Genomic DNA, 17,462 nt, shown 5'->3' on the forward strand with positions numbered 1-17,462 from the left:
TCAATGTTAACTCCCGCTTCAGTAACAGTATTATCTTTACTTTTGAGCGAAATAAACTAACTGAGACCATGAAAAAAAAGGATATAAGAATACTTTTAGTAGATGATGAACCTGATATTCTTGAGATAGTTAGTTATAACCTTTCTGCGGAAGGTTACGAAGTTTTTACGGCTAAAAATGGTGCTGATGGTGTAGCTAAGGCCAAAAAGAAATTGCCTCATTTAATTATTTTAGATGTGATGATGCCCGAGATGGATGGTATTGAAGCTTGTGAGATTTTGAGAAAGACTCCTGGTATGGAGAATACCATTATCACTTTTTTAACGGCTAGGGGAGAAGACTATTCTCAGGTGGCTGGTTTTGACGCAGGCGCAGATGATTACATTACCAAACCTATAAAGCCGAAAGTATTGGTAAGTAAAGTGAATGCCCTTTTAAGACGTCTAAAAAAGGAAGAAAATACCCAAGAAGATATTGTTAAGGTAGGGGATATAGTAATCAACAGAGAGGAATACAAAATTATTAAAAAAGGGGTAGAGATTATTTTACCCAGAAAAGAATTTGAACTTCTTGCACTTCTGACCTCTAAGCCTAGTAAGGTTTTCAAAAGAGATGTAATTCTTGATAGAGTTTGGGGTAATGAAGTTGTTGTTGGCGGCCGTACTATTGATGTTCATATTAGAAAACTTCGCGAAAAGATTGGTGAGGACCATTTTAAAACGGTAAAGGGAGTAGGTTATAAGTTCGTACTATAAATGGCAGCTCATCTACGCTCTAAAAAATCGTACCGTTTTGCATTTCGCTCTTCAATATATATCGCCATAATAGCCATAATTTTTTTGGTTTTATTGTTCTGGTCCTTCAATATGCTAAATTGGGTGGTATTGATTTTGGTCGGAATTATTTTCTTTGCAACTTCATTTGTTACGCTACAACTTCGAATAGATAAATTCATTTACAAAAAGATAAAAAAAATCTATGATGACGTAGCGTTGTTGGAATCTTCCACTATACCATCTTATCCCGTAACTACTGATATGCAAACTTTGACGGCAGAAATTGAAAAGTTTGCGAAGGATAAGAAAATAGAAATAGACACTTTAAAAATTCGGGAAGAATACCGAAAGGATTTTTTAGGGAATGTTTCACATGAACTTAAAACTCCACTGTTTACAGTTCAAGGTTATTTAGAAACGTTATTAGATGGTGCCATCGATGATAAAAACGTAAGAAAGAAATACATCATTCGTGCAAATAAAGCGGTTGACCGTTTAATTTATATCGTAAAAGACCTTGATCTCATTACCAAATTAGAAGTAGGTGACCTTAACCTCGAGAAGAAATCTTTTAATGTCGTTGAACTAATTCGAAATGTCTTTGATTTATTGGAAATGAAAGCAGACAAAAAGAATATCACGCTTACATTTGATATTGTATATGCTAAACCGATTATGGTGTTTGCAGATAAGGAGAAGATTCAACAGGTGCTCACAAATTTGTTAGTGAACTCGATTAAATATGGAAATGACAATGGTACTACAGAGGTGAGTGTTGAAAATTTGGTTAAAAATAAGGTTATTGTAAGGGTAACGGATAATGGCGAAGGCATACCAGCAGCCTACATACCAAGACTTTTCGAACGTTTTTACAGGGTTGACCAAAGTGGTAGTAGACGCGAAGGCGGCTCTGGATTAGGGTTGGCTATCGTTAAGCATGTAATTGAGGCTCACGGTGAAAAAATCTATATTGAAAGTGCCGTTGAGGTAGGGTCTGAATTTTCATTTACCCTTGAAAAAAGTTCTATCTAATTAGTGGACAAGCAATAATCTTTAACCCTCTCTTTTTTCTTAGATTTGTCACAGTTTAGAATTAATAATTGTGGGAAGTAAAAATAAATTAAAACGATTTCAGGAAAACGAGACTTTTCCAAATGTAATTCAACCTACTAGGGAAGAAATAGTAAGCGGATTTTCACTTAAGGGAAAATGGAATACCCATTTTAAGAATGACAACCCCATTGTGTTGGAACTGGGTTGTGGAAAAGGGGAATATACCGTCGGCTTAGCAAAAAGATTTCCAAACAAAAATTTTATTGGTATCGATATCAAAGGGGCACGTTTTTGGAAAGGTGCCAAAACCGCTATTGAAGAAGGTTTGACCAATGTAACCTTTGTACGTACTCAAATAGAATTGGTAGATCTAGTTTTTGGAGAAGAAGAAGTAACTGAAATATGGATTACTTTTCCTGATCCTCAAATCAAGTATAAGCGTACCAAGCATCGCATGACGAACAGTGAGTTTTTAAAGCGATACAAACAGATTTTGACACCTACCGGTACTGTGAATCTAAAAACGGATAGTGAATTCATGCATGGGTATACATTAGGGTTGCTTCATGGGCTTGGATTAGAGGTGCTTTACGCCAATCACGATGTTTATAAAAATGAAGGCAGTCCGCAAGAAGTAATTGAAATTCAGACTTTCTATGAAAATCAGTATCTTGAAAAAGGAAAACCAATTACCTTTATTAGGTTCAGGGTAAACTGATTCTATGCAACAATTAGTAACTTTATTTGTATTCACCTCTGCTGCTGCCTTTATAGCATCATTGCCACCGGGTCTACTAAATTTGAATGCGGCTAAAACCGGTGTCGAGAAGGGGAAATCTAATGGAGTTATTTTCGGTTTAGGCGTGTCGGTTGCAGTAATGCTTCAAACATATCTTGCTGTTCGTATTGCTAAATATATTTCTAGAAATCAACATGTTATAGAAGTACTAATGCAAATAGCCTTAGTACTGTTTTTTGTGTTGGCAATTTATTTTTTTGTTAAAGCAAAAAAACAACATAGAGAGCCTTTTGTAGTTGTAGAAGCAAAGAAACGTAATAGCTTCTCTAAAGGGGTGTTTTTAGCTTTAATTAATCTGCTGGCGATACCTTATTACAGCGGCTTGAATACTATATTTCAAGCGCAAGGGTTCATGAGTTATAACATTGTCGACGAAATTATATTCATAATTGCGACGGGTAGTGGAACGTTCTTAGCCATGTATCTCTACGTTTTCTATTTTGATAGAATGGAGCATAAAACAAATGCATTCTCCAAAAACAGTAATTATATTTTAAGTGCTTTAATGGTGCTTCTATTTATTATTACATGCGTTAGATTATTTAATTAAAGTTAGCATGCCTATGAAACCTGAAAATGAAAATTTCTTTGAAAGGGTGTATCAGGTGGCCAGATTGATTCCTGAAGGCCGAGTAACTTCTTATGGGGCTATTGCCAAATATTTAGGTGCCGCCCGAAGTGCTAGAATGGTTGGTTGGGCAATGAATGCTTCGCATACAATGGAAGATATTCCAGCCCATAGGGTCGTAAATAAAGCCGGACTGTTAACAGGGAAACATCATTTTGACGGAACTAACCTAATGCAACAATTGTTGGAAGGAGAAGGTATTGAAATTATAGATCTTCAAATTGTGAATCTTGACACCTATTTCTGGGACCCTTTTAAGGAGCTTCAGGTAGATATTTAATATTTATTCGAATGTTAGGGTAAAGGTAGTATTCCCGTTAGAGATTACACGAATACTACCACCATGCAATCGCATGATTTGCTTTGAAAGACTTAAGCCAATTCCTGTACCTGTGTTTTTGGTGGTAAAGAAGGGGACAAAAATTTCATCAATAAGTTCAGGAGAAATCCCGGGTCCATTATCTTTTACGGTTATAAATTTTTTGCCCTGCTCGGCAATTCCTGCATGTATGACAATGCGGCCGTTTTCTTGACCATCTATTGCCTGTTGCGCATTTTTCCCCAAATTAAGTAGTATTTGGGTGAGCTGTTTTTCATCAATATAGAGCTCTAAATTTTCAGGATCACAATTCACATCCAAGGTTATATCATGGGCACTTGTATATTCCTGTAAAAGCAATCTCACTTTTTCTAAAATCTTTTTTGCTGGAATAAGTTCCCTATCGGGTTCGGGAACGCTTAAAAATGTTCGGTACGACTGTACAAAACTCATTAAATCATTTCCCTGTTCTTTGATAACTTCCAACCCTTTTGCGGTATTCTTTATTTGAATTTCCCCAAACTCTTCTGCTGTAGCTAATTCCTTACCTTTTTTAAAATACTTTAGAATAGATTCTGAGATGGAGGTAATTGGGGTGATGGTATTCATAATCTCATGTGTTAGTACCCGTATCAGTTTCACCCAAGAATCAGTTTCCTTGTCATCCAATTCCTTTTGAATATCATGGATGATTACGAGCAAGAGTTTTTTTCCTTCAATCGTAATTGGGGTACACTTTAGTGTCAGTTCTTTTTTTCCTCGCTCATTGCCTAAAGAATATAAAGTGCTTTCAAAGGGCTCTAAGGCTTCAAATAAGCCATAAAGAGTAGGGTCGATTTGCTTGAGCTGTTTTACATGGTTGAGTGGTCTATAGTTTAATAGATTTTGCACTGTGGGGTTCGCGTATAATATGTGGCCTTTAACATTAATAGTAAAAATACCAATATCTGCCTGTCGTAGAATTTCTTGATAGTACTGTTCTTGGGCTTGTTTTTTTAAATGAATATCTTGAATCATAATATTCAGCATATTCAAGCTATGGTTAAGCTCCTCCAACGATTTAACGCTCAATTTTTCAGGAAACCGTAAGGTGAAATCCTCATTTTTTATGGCATCAAAGAAATACGCAATTTTCCTATTGGTCTGGTTTACATAACGAATCAAACTGTAGGCCTGCCAAATGAAGACCATACAAAGAAGGCTGCAAATGAGATAGTGCGCTCTAAAAAAGAGAAAAGCAAGCAAAAAGGCCGAAGCTGCAATAAGAATGATTCTAAAAATCAGTTGGTAGTAAATACTTTTGCTGACCATTATTTACCTGATTTTTTTAGTTTGTTATAAAGCGTCTGTCGAGAGATTCCCAATTGGTCGGCGGCTGCGCTGTAATTACCTTCATGCTCATCTAATGCCTTGTTTATCATTCTCAATTCCATCTCTTCTATGGTTTTCGGACCATTCTCTGAAGAGACTGTCGTTTTTGTTTCCAAAAGAAAATCTATAGGTTTTAGTACGTTTCCTTCAGATAGAATTACCGCGCGTTCCATCGTATGCAGCAACTCCCTCACATTGCCAGGCCAGGCATAGTCCATCAGCTTTTCTTGGGCAGTTTGATTTATTTTTATGCTCGGTTTAACATATTTATTTGCAAATTTTTTCAAAAAGAAATCGGATAAAATCAAAATATCTCCTTCACGGTCTCTTAGTGCGGGTACTTCTATTTGTATCGTATTGATACGGTATAAAAGATCCTCTCTAAAAAGACCGTCTGTTACCATTTGGTCTAAGTTACAATTGGTGGCACAGATTAAACGAATATCTACAGGGATTGGTTTGTTGGACCCTACTCTTACCACAACCCTATTTTGAATGACAGACAATAGTTTGGCCTGCATTTGTAAAGAAAGGTTTCCTATCTCATCTAAAAACAAAGTGCCGCCGTTTGCCGCTTCGAATTTACCGGCACGATCATCTTTTGCATCCGTAAAAGAACCCTTTACGTGTCCGAAAAGTTCACTCTCAAATAAATTTTCTGAAATAGAACCCATATCTACAGTAATAAAGACTTCATTATTTCTGGCAGAAGATTTATGCAGTTCTCTGGCAATCAATTCTTTTCCGGTACCATTCTCACCAGTGACTAAAATATTGACATCTGTTTTGGCTACTTTCTGAACAAGGCTAAGAACATTATTTAGCGCTTTTGAATTCCCTATGATATAATTTTTATTCTGATTAATCACCTGTTTTAGATTGCTTTCTTTTTGTCGCAGCTGTAAAACCTCTTTCTGTGATTTTCTTAGTTCGTATGCCGATTTAACTGTGGTTAATAACCGTTCATTGTTCCATGGTTTCAAAACAAAATCTGATGCACCTTCTTTTAATGCTTCTACTGCAAGTTCAATGGCACCATAAGCGGTCATCATAATGACTGAAATATGCGGTGCTTTCTTTTTTATTTCACGCAGCCAGTAGAGACCTTCATTACCAGTATTGACCCCAGCTGAAAAATTCATGTCCAATAAAATGATATCTATTTCTACAAGATTAGGGAATGATGAGAGTAGATTAGGATTGGAAATAGTTTGTACACTCTTATATTCAAATTGTAATAGTATTTCTAAAGCGCTCAGAACGCTTTTAGTGTCATCGACTACAAGTATATTGGCATCAATCATTGGCGATATAAAGTTTACTTCTACATAAAGCTACATATAGAAGCGTATGAATTTCACAAAGTGTCAAAATATTTTACATTATCTGTACAACATTTTTACAGTCTATCTAAATTTGAATTAATATGAAATATATAAGAAGCTGATAAGCAACGAATTAGAATCTTGGCACATATATAGTAATGTGTATTGCATACCATTATAGAAATGAATCAAAAAATTAAAATAACAACCATTTTACTCTTCTCCATGTGGAGTTCCATCTTTTCTCAAGAAACATGGACGTTAGATGAATGTGTGTCCTTTGCATTAGAGCATAATTTACAAATCAATGACTTTGAATATAACAACGAATCTAACAGGGAGACGTACAGACAATCAATCCGTAATTTATTACCATCAGTTAATGCCAGTACTAATTATAATGTCAGTTTTGGTAGAGCAGAAGATCCGAATACGGGAACATTCGTTAATCAAGATTTTTACTCTAATAATTATTCTTTAGAATCGTCGATTGATTTGTTTCAAGGATTTCAGAAAATCAATTCCATCAAAGCGTCAAAGTTTTTATTTAAGGCAACGCAAGAAGAAGTATTGCAGCAAAAATATTTATTGGCCTTTAGGGTTATGCAGGCTTTTTATGATATTCAGTTCTTTGAAGGGCTGGTCGCTATATCGAAAGAGCAGTTAACCGTTTCCCAATCCAATTATGATTTGGTAGAGAAGCAAATAGAATTAGGGCTAAAAGCCGGTGCCGATTTGTACGAAGCGGAATCGTTATTATTGACCGATAAGTTGAATGTGACACAAAGTAATAATCAATTAGCTGGTGCCAAGCTTGCACTTATTCAAGAGATGAATTTGGAAAATGTTTCAGATATTTTAATTCAAGAAGATTTCGATACTATGACTGATGTGTTAAAGGATGAGGAACTAAAATCAGATTCTATTTACATTGAGGCTAGGGAGTTTTTACCTTTAATTAAGGCACAAGAAATGAGGGCAAAAGCCGCTAAAAAGCAAGTAGCGATATCAAGAGGAAGACTCTATCCATCACTTTCACTATTTGCTGGTGTGGGTACAGGCTATTTTGAAACTACACGAGATACATTAGGGAATACATTACCCTTTAGAGAGCAGTTTAGAGATAATACATCACAATATATAGGTGTGAATCTAAATGTCCCTATAAGCAATGGTTGGTCTGCAAGGTCTAGAGTGAAACAATCAAAAATAGAACGACTTAGGGTAGAGAATAATTTGAAGACCCAAGAACAGGAGCTTTTTCAGGCAATTCAGAAATTAGTTCAAGAATATAATTCATTACTGGTTGAACTGGTACAGAGCAATCAAAAAATGGAAGCGCAAAACCTTGCGTTCACCATTGCACAAAAAAGATATGAAAAAGGGATGATAAATGCATTGGAGTTATTCACCGCAAAGAATTTGTTTGCAAGTGCACAAAATGAAAATTTACAGGTAAAGCTTCGCTCAGAAATAAATAAAAGTACGTTAGATTTTTACAGGGGTTTACCAGTATTTAATATAAACTAATTAAAAAAAAGGAAATATGATGTCTTTGCTAAGTACGAAGCAAACTGTTTATAAATCACTTCGTCTGGCTTTTAATAATAGAACAACGAACAACTAAATAATGGATATAAAATTAGAAAAGAAAAAAGGATTAAAGCCCAAGCATTATGGGTACATCGCAATAGGTTTATTGATTCTATTTGTGGGATATAAACTTCTGTTTGCAAGCTCGGTTTCAACCTTTAGAACGGAAAAGGACAAGCTATCAATAGCAGATGTGACAGCTGGCAAATTCGATGATTACATTACCATTAATGGTAATGTAGCTCCTATAGCCACAATTTATATGGATGCTTACGAAGGTGGACGTGTAGAGGAAAAATTAATGGAAGAGGGTGCAATGGTCAAAAAGGGTGAGATTATTCTGAAATTGGATAATATTAATCTCTATGAGCAGATATTACAGAGTGAAAGTGGATTGGCATTAAAACAGAACGATTTGCGACAAACTAAATTGAATTTTGATTCAAGACAGGTAGAAGGCAGAAAATCTTTGGCAACGGCCAGCACCGAACTTCAAAGGTTAAAAAGAAATTTTGAACAGAACCAGGCTCTGTTCAAAGAAGAATTGATTTCGAAGGAAGTATATCAGATATCAAAGGAAAACTTTGAACTATCGCAAAAACAATATGAAATTGTAAAAGTACAGACAGAGAACGATAATGAGTTAAGAGAAACATCATTGCCGGTACTGGAAACAGATTTAAATCGTATGCAAGAAACACTTGGTATGGTCTACCAACGTTTGGACCACCTAAACGTCCGCGCGCCAGCAGATGGCCAATTAGGGTTTTTAGATGCCGAAATTGGACAAAGTATTACACAAGGCCAACGTATCGGAGAAATCAATGTATTAACCGATTTCAAAATAAAAGCGAACATAGACGAACACTATCTTGACCGGGTCGTAAAAGATTTGACTGCACTTTTAGATCGAAACGGTAAAGAATATCCACTTCGATTGCGAAAAGTTTTTCCCCAAGTGAATAACGGAAAGTTTGAGGTAGAATTAGTCTTTACAAAATATAAACCTGAAACTATTAGAACCGGGCAGAGTTATAACATCAAATTACAGTTGGGAGAATCTAACGATGCCCTTTTATTACCAAAAGGGAGCTTTTTTCAAAGTACCGGTGGTCAATGGATTTTTGTAGTAGGACCAAATGGCGATGAGGCTATCAAAAGAAACATTCGAATAGGAAAACAGAACTCTAGATTTTACGAAGTATTGGAAGGTTTAGAAGCAGGGGAAAAAGTAATTACAAGTAACTATGATAATTTCGGAGAGGCCGAAAGAATAGTATTAAAATAGAATCAAACTGTCACATCGAGCAGTGCAGAGCTGTCTTTTACATAACAATTAAAATCAATTAAAAATGATAACCATTACGAATCTAAAAAAGAGCTTTAAAACAGAAGAAGTAGAAACTTTGGCTTTGAACAACGTCAATCTTAAAGTTGAGGATGGTGAGTTTGTTGCTATTATGGGGCCTTCTGGTTGCGGTAAATCTACGCTTCTAAATATAATAGGCATGTTGGATAACCCTACTGATGGTAGTTACAATTTTGCCGGTAACGAGGTTGGTGGCTTAAAAGAAAGTCAACGTACACAATTACGAAAAGGAAATCTGGGGTTCGTATTTCAAAGTTTTAATCTAATAGATGAACTTACTGTTTATGAAAATGTAGAACTGCCTTTAATCTATTTGAAAATGGGGAAAGCAGAACGTAAAGAGAAAGTAATGAAGGTTTTGGAGCGTATGAAGATTGCCCATCGAGAAAAGCATTTTCCGCAGCAATTGTCGGGTGGTCAACAGCAACGTGTTGCTATTTCAAGAGCGGTGGTAACTAACCCAAAACTGATATTGGCCGATGAGCCTACAGGTAATCTAGATTCTAAGAATGGATTGGAGGTCATGAATCTATTAACAGAATTAAATCAAGAAGGAACCACAATAGTAATGGTTACCCACTCAGACCATGATTCTCATTTTGCCCATAGAATAGTCAACCTATTCGATGGTCAAATTGTAACTGAAAGTCAGAATAGGGCTATAGGCGCAATGATATAATAAGAGAGTTTATTCATCAATAAAACTTGTACTGAGCGCAACCACTGAGCGTAGCCGAAGTGAAGTCGAAGAACCAGCCAACCAAATGTATCCCTTAATCACGGATGTTCAGTAAGAAAACGAACAAAAAAGCAAACCATGTTTAAAAACTATATCAAAATCGCTTGGCGAAATCTCTGGAAGAATAAAGGGTATAGTTTGCTCAATATTTTTGGCTTGGCAATAGGGATTACCTGTGCAGCCATGATACTGCTTTGGGTAGAGGATGAGGTTGGTTTTGATAGCAATTTTTCGAAACAAGATGTTGTGTATTATGTGCCTACCAATCAGCAATATGATGGGGAATGGCGAACGTTTTTTCAGGCAACTCCGGGTCCGTTGGCTCAAGAGTTGAAAGATGAGGTTCCGGGTATTGTCGGTGCTGCCAGAACAAAGGGAGAGGATTTGCTGTTTCAAGTAGATGACAAATCTATCAATAAAAACGGACGGTTTGCTGATCCAGATTTTCTAAACATGTTCAGTCTTTCTTTTGTGGAGGGGAGTTTAGAAAACGCTTTCAATGAAGTAGATGCAATTGTAATTTCAAAGAAAGCAGCCACGCAACTTTATGGGAAACATACAGCAGCTTTAGGAAAAGTGGTTAAAGTTAATAACGATACCAATTATACCATATCAGGAGTTTTTGAAGATTTGCCGAGCAATGTAACGTATAGTTTTGATTGGGTTGCTCCATTTGAACGATATGCCGTTGGTAAAGATTGGATGCTGGAATATGGTTCTCTTTTCTCAGATACATTTGTAGAACTTTCTCCAGAAGCAGATTTTAATACCGTGAATAGTACGGTAGAAAAAATACTACCAGCAAAGACGGAAGATGAAGAAACCTATGCATTTTTGCATGCAATGAAAGATTGGCATTTAAGGTCAACCTTTGAAGGCGGAAAAAAAATTGGAGGACAAATTATATATGTACGGTTATTTGGACTTATAGCCCTTATTATACTATTGATAGCGTGTATTAATTTTATGAACCTAGCTACCGCTAGAAGCGAAAAGCGGGCCAATGAAGTTGGGGTAAGAAAGGTATTAGGGTCAGGCAGAAAAGGACTAATTTCTCAATTTATGGCCGAAGCGGTTATTACTGCTTCTTTATCTGCCATGGTGAGTGTAGTGTTGTTAAAACTACTTATTCCTCAGTTTAATTTGCTTATTGATAAACAATTGGAGCTTGGTTTGTTTAACCCAGTACACGTGTTTACAATACTAGGAATAACATTGGTTTGTGGTGTAATTGCAGGTTGGTATCCTGCATTCTATTTATCCTCTTTTAAACCTGTAGATGTACTTAAAGGATCTCTTAGTAACCAAGGTAGTGCACCCTTAATACGAAAAGGATTAGTTGCAACTCAATTTATTATTTCCATAGTATTTATTATCAGTACTATAATAGTATATCAGCAGGTACAGCACGTTAAGGGAAGAGATTTGGGATATGAAAAGGAAAATCTAGTTAAAATTCCTGTGAACGGAGATATCATCAAAAATTTTGAGGTTATAAAACAAGACATGATTGCATCGGGCATGATTAAAAATTTGGGTCTCAATAATTCTGAAATCTTATCAGGAGGTAATAATACATCTGGCTTAGAATGGCAGGGTGGTGTAGATACTGAAAATGTGTTAGTTTCAACGCGGTATATAAGTTCAGGTTTTTTTGATACTGCTGGTATGGAAATAGTTGAGGGTAGAGGGTTTAGTAGTAATCCTTTGAAGGATAGTACCAACCTTATTGTTAGCGAGTCGTTTGCAAAGTTAATGGGAGCGGGTAGTGCTATTGGTAAAACAGTAGAAAATGATTACCCCGTAATAGGTGTTGTTAAAGACTATTTATATGATGACATGTATGGTTCTAGTGATCCAGTACTATTTTTCAATTACCATGGTGAGGCGCGTTTTCTATATGTAAAAGCCAAGTCTGGTATAGCAACAGCTTCGGCCTTGTCTGCGATGAAAGTGACCTTGGAAAAATATAATCCGGCGTATCCATTTGAGTATGAATTCGTAGATGATGCATTTAATGCCAAATTTAAAAGTGAAAAATTAATAGGAAGCCTTTCTCAAATTTTCGCTTTGCTGGCAATTATTATTTCTTGTTTAGGTCTATTTGGATTATCGGCATTTACTGCAGATCAGCGTCGTAAAGAAATTGGTGTTCGTAAAGTTTTAGGGTCTAGTATTACCAGTATTGTTAGCTTATTGTCAAAAGATTTTATGCAATTGGTAGCTATCGCTATTTTAATTGCAAGCCCTATTGCTTGGTTGCTCATGCAAAACTGGTTGGAGAGTTTTGCCTATCGTATTTCTATTAATATTTGGGTTTTTGTTATTGCTGGTATGGTTGCAATGGTCATCGCGTTGCTTACCGTAAGTTTTCAAGCTATCAAAGCGGCAAGAGCAAACCCTGTAAAAAGTTTACGTACACAATGAAGTAAAAATAAAATGCGGTGAGTTTATCGCATTATCAATCATCAAAAACGAGAATCATGTTTAGAAATCATATTAAAATAGCTTGGCGAAGCATAAAAAAAGATAAGCTTTTTACCACCATTAAAATTGGTGGTTTTGCGGTTGGTATTGCAGCCTGTTTGTTGATTGCCTTGTTCATTCGAAATGAAGTAGGTTATGACCAGCATTATAAGAATAAAAATCAAATATATAGGGTAGTAATGCAGGGCTTATTTAATAGCGAAACTGTTAAAAGCACCCATTTTCAATTACCACTTGCTGATGCACTACAATCAGATTTTCCTGAAATAATTAAAGCAGGTAAGGTAAATAATATCGAAATCTTTGGCGCCGGTAAACGTGGTATGCGTCTTGAAGGTTTTAATCAGAATAATTTTGAGGATGGTTTTCTACTTGCAGATCAAGAGGCCTTTGAAATTTTAGAAATCAACTTAGAGCAGGGTAATCCTGAAACCGCGTTATCCAATCCAAAAAGTATTGTCATTTCTAAAACGAAGGCGGCTAAATATTTCAAAGACGGTAAAGTATTAGGAGAAACCATTATTTTGGACAATGATTCTTCAACGCCTTATACGGTAACAGGAGTGATGAAAGATATTCCGAAGAACTCACATCTTAATTTTGATTTTCTGCTTCCCATAGAAGATACCCGAATGAGTTGGACAAATCAAAACTACTTTACCTATGTTTTGGTTGACCCGAATACCAATATTCAAGAATTGGAGAAAAAGATGATTTCCATTGTTGAAGACTATGTTATTCCCGCACAATTAGACCGAGGTCGCGCACCAGATTTTATAGACGTTCTTAGAACTATTGAATATAAGCTTCAACCGGTAACCGATATCCATCTGTATTCCGATATTAAAATGGCAGACGGTTTAAAACATGGAGATATCCGTTTTGTATGGTTATTTGCCGCCATTGCCGGTTTCGTTTTGTTATTGGCGGTCATAAATTTCATTAATTTATCTACAGCAAAATCAGCCAATAGAGCCAAAGAGGTTGGCCTTAGAAAGACCATTGGAGCATTTAAAAGTAACTTAATTTTCCAATTTCTGACCGAATCTATAATGTTTAGTCTAGTCTCTTTTCTGCTTGGTATTCTGCTAGCGTGGTTGTTACTTCCTTCGTTTAATTCAATTGCCTCTAAAACAATTACAATGCCATGGACAGTATGGTGGTTTTTACCCATGGTCTTAGTTTCTGCGCTATTGGTTGGGGCAATCGCTGGGCTATATCCTGCATTTTATTTATCATCCTTTAAACCTGTCAATGTATTAAAAGGAAGTTTAAGTCTAGGAGGTAAAAGTGGGAAACTAAGAAGTGGTCTAGTTATATTTCAATTTACTACTTCGGTCATCTTAATTATTGGAACCCTAATCATTTATCAACAAATGGACTTTATCCTTAAAAAGGAATTGGGGTATGATAAAGAGCACGTAGTTATTCTTGAAGGAACCAATGTTTTAGGTAAAAGTACCGAAGCGTTCAAAGCTCAACTACTACAATTACCAATGGTTAAGGAGGTTACCGTAACAAATTATTTACCAGTTGATGGGGCGAGTAGAAACGGGAATACGTTTAGGCGGGCTGATGAAGGGAATGAAGGTAGGGGTGTGCCAGCTCAAATTTGGAGAGTAGATTACGATTACATTAAAACATTGGGGATGAAGTTAAAAGAAGGTAGGGATTTTTCTAAAAAGTTCGCTTCCGATTCTTTAAACGCTATTATTATCAACGCTAGTATGGAACACGAACTTGGGTTAACCAATGCTATAGGCCAAGAAATTGACAATAACGGGCAAATGTTTAAAATCATTGGCATTGTTGAAGATTTTCATTTTAAGTCTTTAAAAGAAGATATTTCATCACTGTCACTAGTTATAGGTAAAGATACTGGTGCGATATCGGTAAAACTTGAAAAAGGAAATGTTAACCAAGCATTAGCATCCATAGAATCTCTTTGGAATAAAAATATTCCAAATCAATCTATCAATTATAACTTTTTAGATCAAGAGTTTACACGTATGCATGATGATGTTCAACGCATGGGCAAAATATTCAACAGTTTCGCGCTCTTCGCCATTTTCGTAGCATGTTTAGGCCTCTTTGCACTATCTGCTTTCATGGTAGAACAACGAAAAAAAGAAATTAGCATACGGTTAGTTTTAGGTGCTCCTTTTAAAAGTATTTACCAATTGCTAACGCTTGATTTTATGAAGTTGATATTTATTTCAATCTGTATTGCAATTCCGATAGGTTGGTATTTAATGAACCGTTGGCTACAAGATTTTGCATATCATATTACTATTGGCTGGGGCACATTTTTAGTAGCCTCACTCATTGCTTTAACCATAGCTATACTTACCATCAGCTATCAGTCTGTAAGTGCGGCACTCATAAAACCTTTAAAAGGGTTAAGAACAGAATAAAAAAATTTTGTTGAGCGAGTTCATTCAGCGTAGTCTTAATAAAAAACATCAATCATCAAAAATAAACCATGTTTAAAAATTATTTAAAAGTAGCATTTAGAAATTCGTTGAGACATAAAAGCAATAGTATAATAAACATAGCTGGTCTTGTTATAGGTTTAACGTGTGTAATATTAATAGCCTTATTTGTTACCGATGAATTAAGGTATGATCGTTTTTTTGAAAATGCCGACCAAATTTATAGAGTTAATATAAATGGTAAAATGGGTGATGGAGAATTTCATGCCGGATATACGCCACCACCCGCTGGTTTAACACTTACAGAAAATTTTCCCGAAATAGAGAGCTATACCAGAATATATAGACCAGGTGTAGATGTCCTCGAATTTGAAGGTAATAATGAAAAAAAGACCTTTAATGAAAATAAGATTTATGCTGTAGATACTAACTTTCTTGATGTTTTCAGCTATCCTTTACTGAAAGGAAATTCTAAGAGCTGTCTTCAAGAAACAAATAGTGTAGTTCTTACCAATAGTATTGCAAAGAAATATTTTGGAGATGTTGACCCCATGGGTAAAATTCTTTTCTATGGGAAACAAAGACAACCGTTAAAAGTAACCGGAGTATTGAAAGATATAACCACCCTTCCGGTTTCTGTAAAGTTTGATTTTTTAATACCTGTTAAAAATATTGAAAGTGTTACTCGTTTTAATTGGAGTTGGGTATGGTTACAAATGGCAACTTATGTGAAATTAACTGATAAAGCAGCTGAAAATCCAGATATACTAAATCATTTAGAAGCCCAATTTCCAGCAATGGTAAAGGTACACGCCGCTAATGCTTTCGATAGAATTGGACAACCTTTTGAGGAGTTTTTAGAAAATGGAAATAAATGGGACTTTCACTTACAGGCCTTAACCGATATACATTTATATTCAGGTGTAATAGAATCTTCTATTACCGAGCAAAACAATATTAATAATTTATATATTTTCGGAATTATTGCATTCTTTTTAATTGTACTAGCTTGTGTTAATTTCGTTAATCTATCCACTGCACAAGCATCAAAAAGAGGTAAAGAAATTGGAATCCGTAAAGTTTTAGGGTCATATAGAAGCCAGTTAATAAAGCAATTTCTTGCTGAAGCAGTTTTTTATACGATAATATCTACAGTTTTAGCAGTTGTGTTGGTTTGGGCATTGTTGCCACTATTTAATCAGTTGTCAGGCAAAACCCTTCTGTTTCAATATATATTTAAAGATGGTATTTGGTTATTTATACTATGTCTCAGTATTTTAACTGCGTTTTTAGCAGGTATTTACCCAGCTTTTTATCTTACGTCTTATAAACCTGTTAATATTTTAAAAGGAGATACTAGTTTATCGAATAAAAAAGGTGGCTTTATAAGAAATGGACTCGTAGTTTTTCAATTTACTATTGCCATTATTATGGTCATAGCCACATGCATTGTTTATTTACAATTAAACTATACCCAAAATAGAGATTTAGGCTATGACAAAGAAAATTTAGTAGTAATTCAAAACACCGAAAAATTAGAAAGAAGCGAAGAAACTTTTAGGCAAGAACTAGAAGCGCTAACAGAGGTTAAAAGTGCTGCCATTTCTTCGGGTATGCTCACTAAAGGTAATTTTGGTGATTTTTATGTACCAGAAACTTCTAATACAGAAGATAATATTGCAAAAGATATATCATTACAATCATATCTTGTCGATGAGCATTTTATCTCAACTTTAAACTTAAACCTCATAGAAGGCCGCGATTTTAATAATAAGTTTAACGATTCGCTATCGGTTGTAATAAATGAGGCTACTGCTAAACAGATAGGGTGGGAGAACCCTATTGGAAACATGATTCGTTACCCAGGCGGAAGAATGGAGTCGTATAAGGTGATTGGGGTTTTAAAAGATTTTAATTTAGAATCGTTACACAGTCATATTACACCGTTTGCATTATTTTCAAAAACATCGGAAAGTTATGATACAGGTGTATCTTATATAACTTTAAAAATTAAATCAGATAACACAGGAAAAATTTTAGAGGCCATCGAAAATAAGTGGAATGGCTATCAATCAGGTATTCCGTTTGAGTATTCTTTTCTTGATGACGATTTAAATACGGCTTATATAGCAGACAAAAGGCAAGCTAATTTATTTGGTATTTTTTCATTCTTAACCATTTTTATTGCTTGTATGGGCTTGCTTGGTTTAATTTCATTTGTCGCCCAACAGAAAACAAAAGAAATAGGAATTAGAAAAGTATTGGGTGCGAGTATAGTAGAGATTGTTCAGCTTCTAGCTATAGATTTTGTAAAGTTGATTTTTATAGCCTTACTTATTGCTATTCCATTCGCTTGGTTTTATATGAATAAATGGTTGCAAAATTTTGCATATAAAATTGAAATTCCTTGGTGGGTTTTTATATTTTCAGGAGTCATGGCTTTAGTTATAGCAATGGTTACAATGGGCTTTCAAGCGATTAAAGCAGCAATTGCAAATCCGGTAAAAAGCTTAAGAAACGAATAAGAATTATTGTTCGTCATAAGCAGGTTGATGATTATTTTATTGTAAA

Annotated in this window: 13 protein-coding genes; 11 read left to right on the forward strand and 2 right to left on the reverse strand. The window is 35.3% G+C overall.

The genetic code is table 11. The annotated features are described in order from the left end of the window. Nucleotides 1-68 precede the first annotated feature (68 nt). The 5 genes from ES765_RS00345 to ES765_RS00365 all read left to right on the forward strand — a co-directional run bounded on the left by ES765_RS00345 (nucleotide 69) and on the right by ES765_RS00365 (nucleotide 3,536). Nucleotides 69-755, forward strand: a complete 687-nt coding sequence (locus tag ES765_RS00345) for a response regulator transcription factor (protein WP_138110539.1) — start codon at nucleotides 69-71, stop codon at nucleotides 753-755. A gap of 111 nt (nucleotides 756-866) precedes the next feature. Next, nucleotides 867-1,808, forward strand: a complete 942-nt coding sequence (locus ES765_RS00350) for a sensor histidine kinase (protein WP_410504233.1) — start codon at nucleotides 867-869, stop codon at nucleotides 1,806-1,808. A 70-nt stretch (nucleotides 1,809-1,878) separates the two neighbouring features. Continuing rightward, on the forward strand, nucleotides 1,879-2,547 hold the full coding sequence (gene trmB, locus ES765_RS00355; protein ID WP_138110541.1) for a tRNA (guanosine(46)-N7)-methyltransferase TrmB: 669 nt from the start codon (nucleotides 1,879-1,881) through the stop codon (nucleotides 2,545-2,547). Between the two features lie 4 nt (nucleotides 2,548-2,551). Then, complete coding sequence (locus ES765_RS00360) at nucleotides 2,552-3,178, forward strand: LysE family transporter (protein ID WP_138110542.1); 627 nt, start codon at nucleotides 2,552-2,554, stop codon at nucleotides 3,176-3,178. Between the two features lie 13 nt (nucleotides 3,179-3,191). Beyond that, nucleotides 3,192-3,536 (forward strand): MGMT family protein, encoded by a 345-nt coding sequence (locus ES765_RS00365; protein WP_138110543.1) that lies wholly within the window; start codon nucleotides 3,192-3,194, stop codon nucleotides 3,534-3,536. Between the two features lie 3 nt (nucleotides 3,537-3,539). Here ES765_RS00365 and ES765_RS00370 read toward each other — a convergent pair whose 3' ends face one another. Beyond that, the gene (locus tag ES765_RS00370; protein ID WP_138110544.1) at nucleotides 3,540-4,886 is read right to left on the reverse strand and encodes a sensor histidine kinase; all 1,347 of its coding nucleotides are present in this window, start codon (nucleotides 4,884-4,886) and stop codon (nucleotides 3,540-3,542) included. Beyond that, nucleotides 4,886-6,250: a sigma-54-dependent transcriptional regulator gene (locus ES765_RS00375; protein WP_138110545.1), complete on the reverse strand. Its 1,365-nt coding sequence runs from the start codon at nucleotides 6,248-6,250 to the stop codon at nucleotides 4,886-4,888. Before ES765_RS00375 ends, ES765_RS00370 begins: the two co-directional genes overlap by 1 nt. Nucleotides 6,251-6,454: 204 nt before the next feature. On the opposite strand from ES765_RS00375, the gene ES765_RS00380 reads away from it, so the two are divergent. From ES765_RS00380 to ES765_RS00405, 6 genes are all read left to right on the forward strand, one after another. Further along, nucleotides 6,455-7,801 carry a TolC family protein gene (locus ES765_RS00380; RefSeq protein WP_138110546.1) on the forward strand — a complete coding sequence of 449 codons (1,347 nt, stop codon included), beginning with the start codon at nucleotides 6,455-6,457 and terminating at the stop codon, nucleotides 7,799-7,801. Nucleotides 7,802-7,901: 100 nt separating this feature from the next. Further along, the gene (locus ES765_RS00385; protein WP_138110547.1) at nucleotides 7,902-9,152 is read left to right on the forward strand and encodes an efflux RND transporter periplasmic adaptor subunit; all 1,251 of its coding nucleotides are present in this window, start codon (nucleotides 7,902-7,904) and stop codon (nucleotides 9,150-9,152) included. A gap of 64 nt (nucleotides 9,153-9,216) precedes the next feature. Beyond that, nucleotides 9,217-9,912, forward strand: coding sequence for an ABC transporter ATP-binding protein (locus tag ES765_RS00390; protein ID WP_138110548.1), 696 nt, complete (start codon nucleotides 9,217-9,219; stop codon nucleotides 9,910-9,912). 138 nt (nucleotides 9,913-10,050) lie between these two features. Next, nucleotides 10,051-12,399 (forward strand): ABC transporter permease, encoded by a 2,349-nt coding sequence (locus ES765_RS00395; protein ID WP_138110549.1) that lies wholly within the window; start codon nucleotides 10,051-10,053, stop codon nucleotides 12,397-12,399. Nucleotides 12,400-12,455: 56 nt separating this feature from the next. After that, nucleotides 12,456-14,873 carry an ABC transporter permease gene (locus ES765_RS00400; RefSeq protein WP_138110550.1) on the forward strand — a complete coding sequence of 806 codons (2,418 nt, stop codon included), beginning with the start codon at nucleotides 12,456-12,458 and terminating at the stop codon, nucleotides 14,871-14,873. Nucleotides 14,874-14,941: 68 nt separating this feature from the next. Then, nucleotides 14,942-17,416 (forward strand): ABC transporter permease, encoded by a 2,475-nt coding sequence (locus ES765_RS00405; protein ID WP_138110551.1) that lies wholly within the window; start codon nucleotides 14,942-14,944, stop codon nucleotides 17,414-17,416. Nucleotides 17,417-17,462: the final 46 nt, after the last annotated feature.

The sequence above is a fragment of the Maribacter sp. ACAM166 genome (assembly GCF_005771495.1).
GTDB lineage: Bacteria > Bacteroidota > Bacteroidia > Flavobacteriales > Flavobacteriaceae > Maribacter.

What these genes read in the sequence shown, in the direction of transcription:
- ES765_RS00345 (WP_138110539.1), top strand. Translation starts at nt 69, where the DNA reads ATGAAAAAAAAGGATATAAGAATACTTTTAGTAGATGATGAACCTGAT.
- ES765_RS00350 (WP_410504233.1), top strand. Translation starts at nt 867, where the DNA reads ATGCTAAATTGGGTGGTATTGATTTTGGTCGGAATTATTTTCTTTGCA.
- ES765_RS00395 (WP_138110549.1), top strand. Translation starts at nt 10,051, where the DNA reads ATGTTTAAAAACTATATCAAAATCGCTTGGCGAAATCTCTGGAAGAAT.
- ES765_RS00365 (WP_138110543.1), top strand. Translation starts at nt 3,192, where the DNA reads ATGAAACCTGAAAATGAAAATTTCTTTGAAAGGGTGTATCAGGTGGCC.
- ES765_RS00385 (WP_138110547.1), top strand. Translation starts at nt 7,902, where the DNA reads ATGGATATAAAATTAGAAAAGAAAAAAGGATTAAAGCCCAAGCATTAT.
- ES765_RS00380 (WP_138110546.1), top strand. Translation starts at nt 6,455, where the DNA reads ATGAATCAAAAAATTAAAATAACAACCATTTTACTCTTCTCCATGTGG.
- ES765_RS00375 (WP_138110545.1), bottom strand. Translation starts at nt 6,250, where the DNA reads ATGATTGATGCCAATATACTTGTAGTCGATGACACTAAAAGCGTTCTG.
- ES765_RS00400 (WP_138110550.1), top strand. Translation starts at nt 12,456, where the DNA reads ATGTTTAGAAATCATATTAAAATAGCTTGGCGAAGCATAAAAAAAGAT.
- ES765_RS00360 (WP_138110542.1), top strand. Translation starts at nt 2,552, where the DNA reads ATGCAACAATTAGTAACTTTATTTGTATTCACCTCTGCTGCTGCCTTT.
- ES765_RS00405 (WP_138110551.1), top strand. Translation starts at nt 14,942, where the DNA reads ATGTTTAAAAATTATTTAAAAGTAGCATTTAGAAATTCGTTGAGACAT.
- ES765_RS00370 (WP_138110544.1), bottom strand. Translation starts at nt 4,886, where the DNA reads ATGGTCAGCAAAAGTATTTACTACCAACTGATTTTTAGAATCATTCTT.
- ES765_RS00390 (WP_138110548.1), top strand. Translation starts at nt 9,217, where the DNA reads ATGATAACCATTACGAATCTAAAAAAGAGCTTTAAAACAGAAGAAGTA.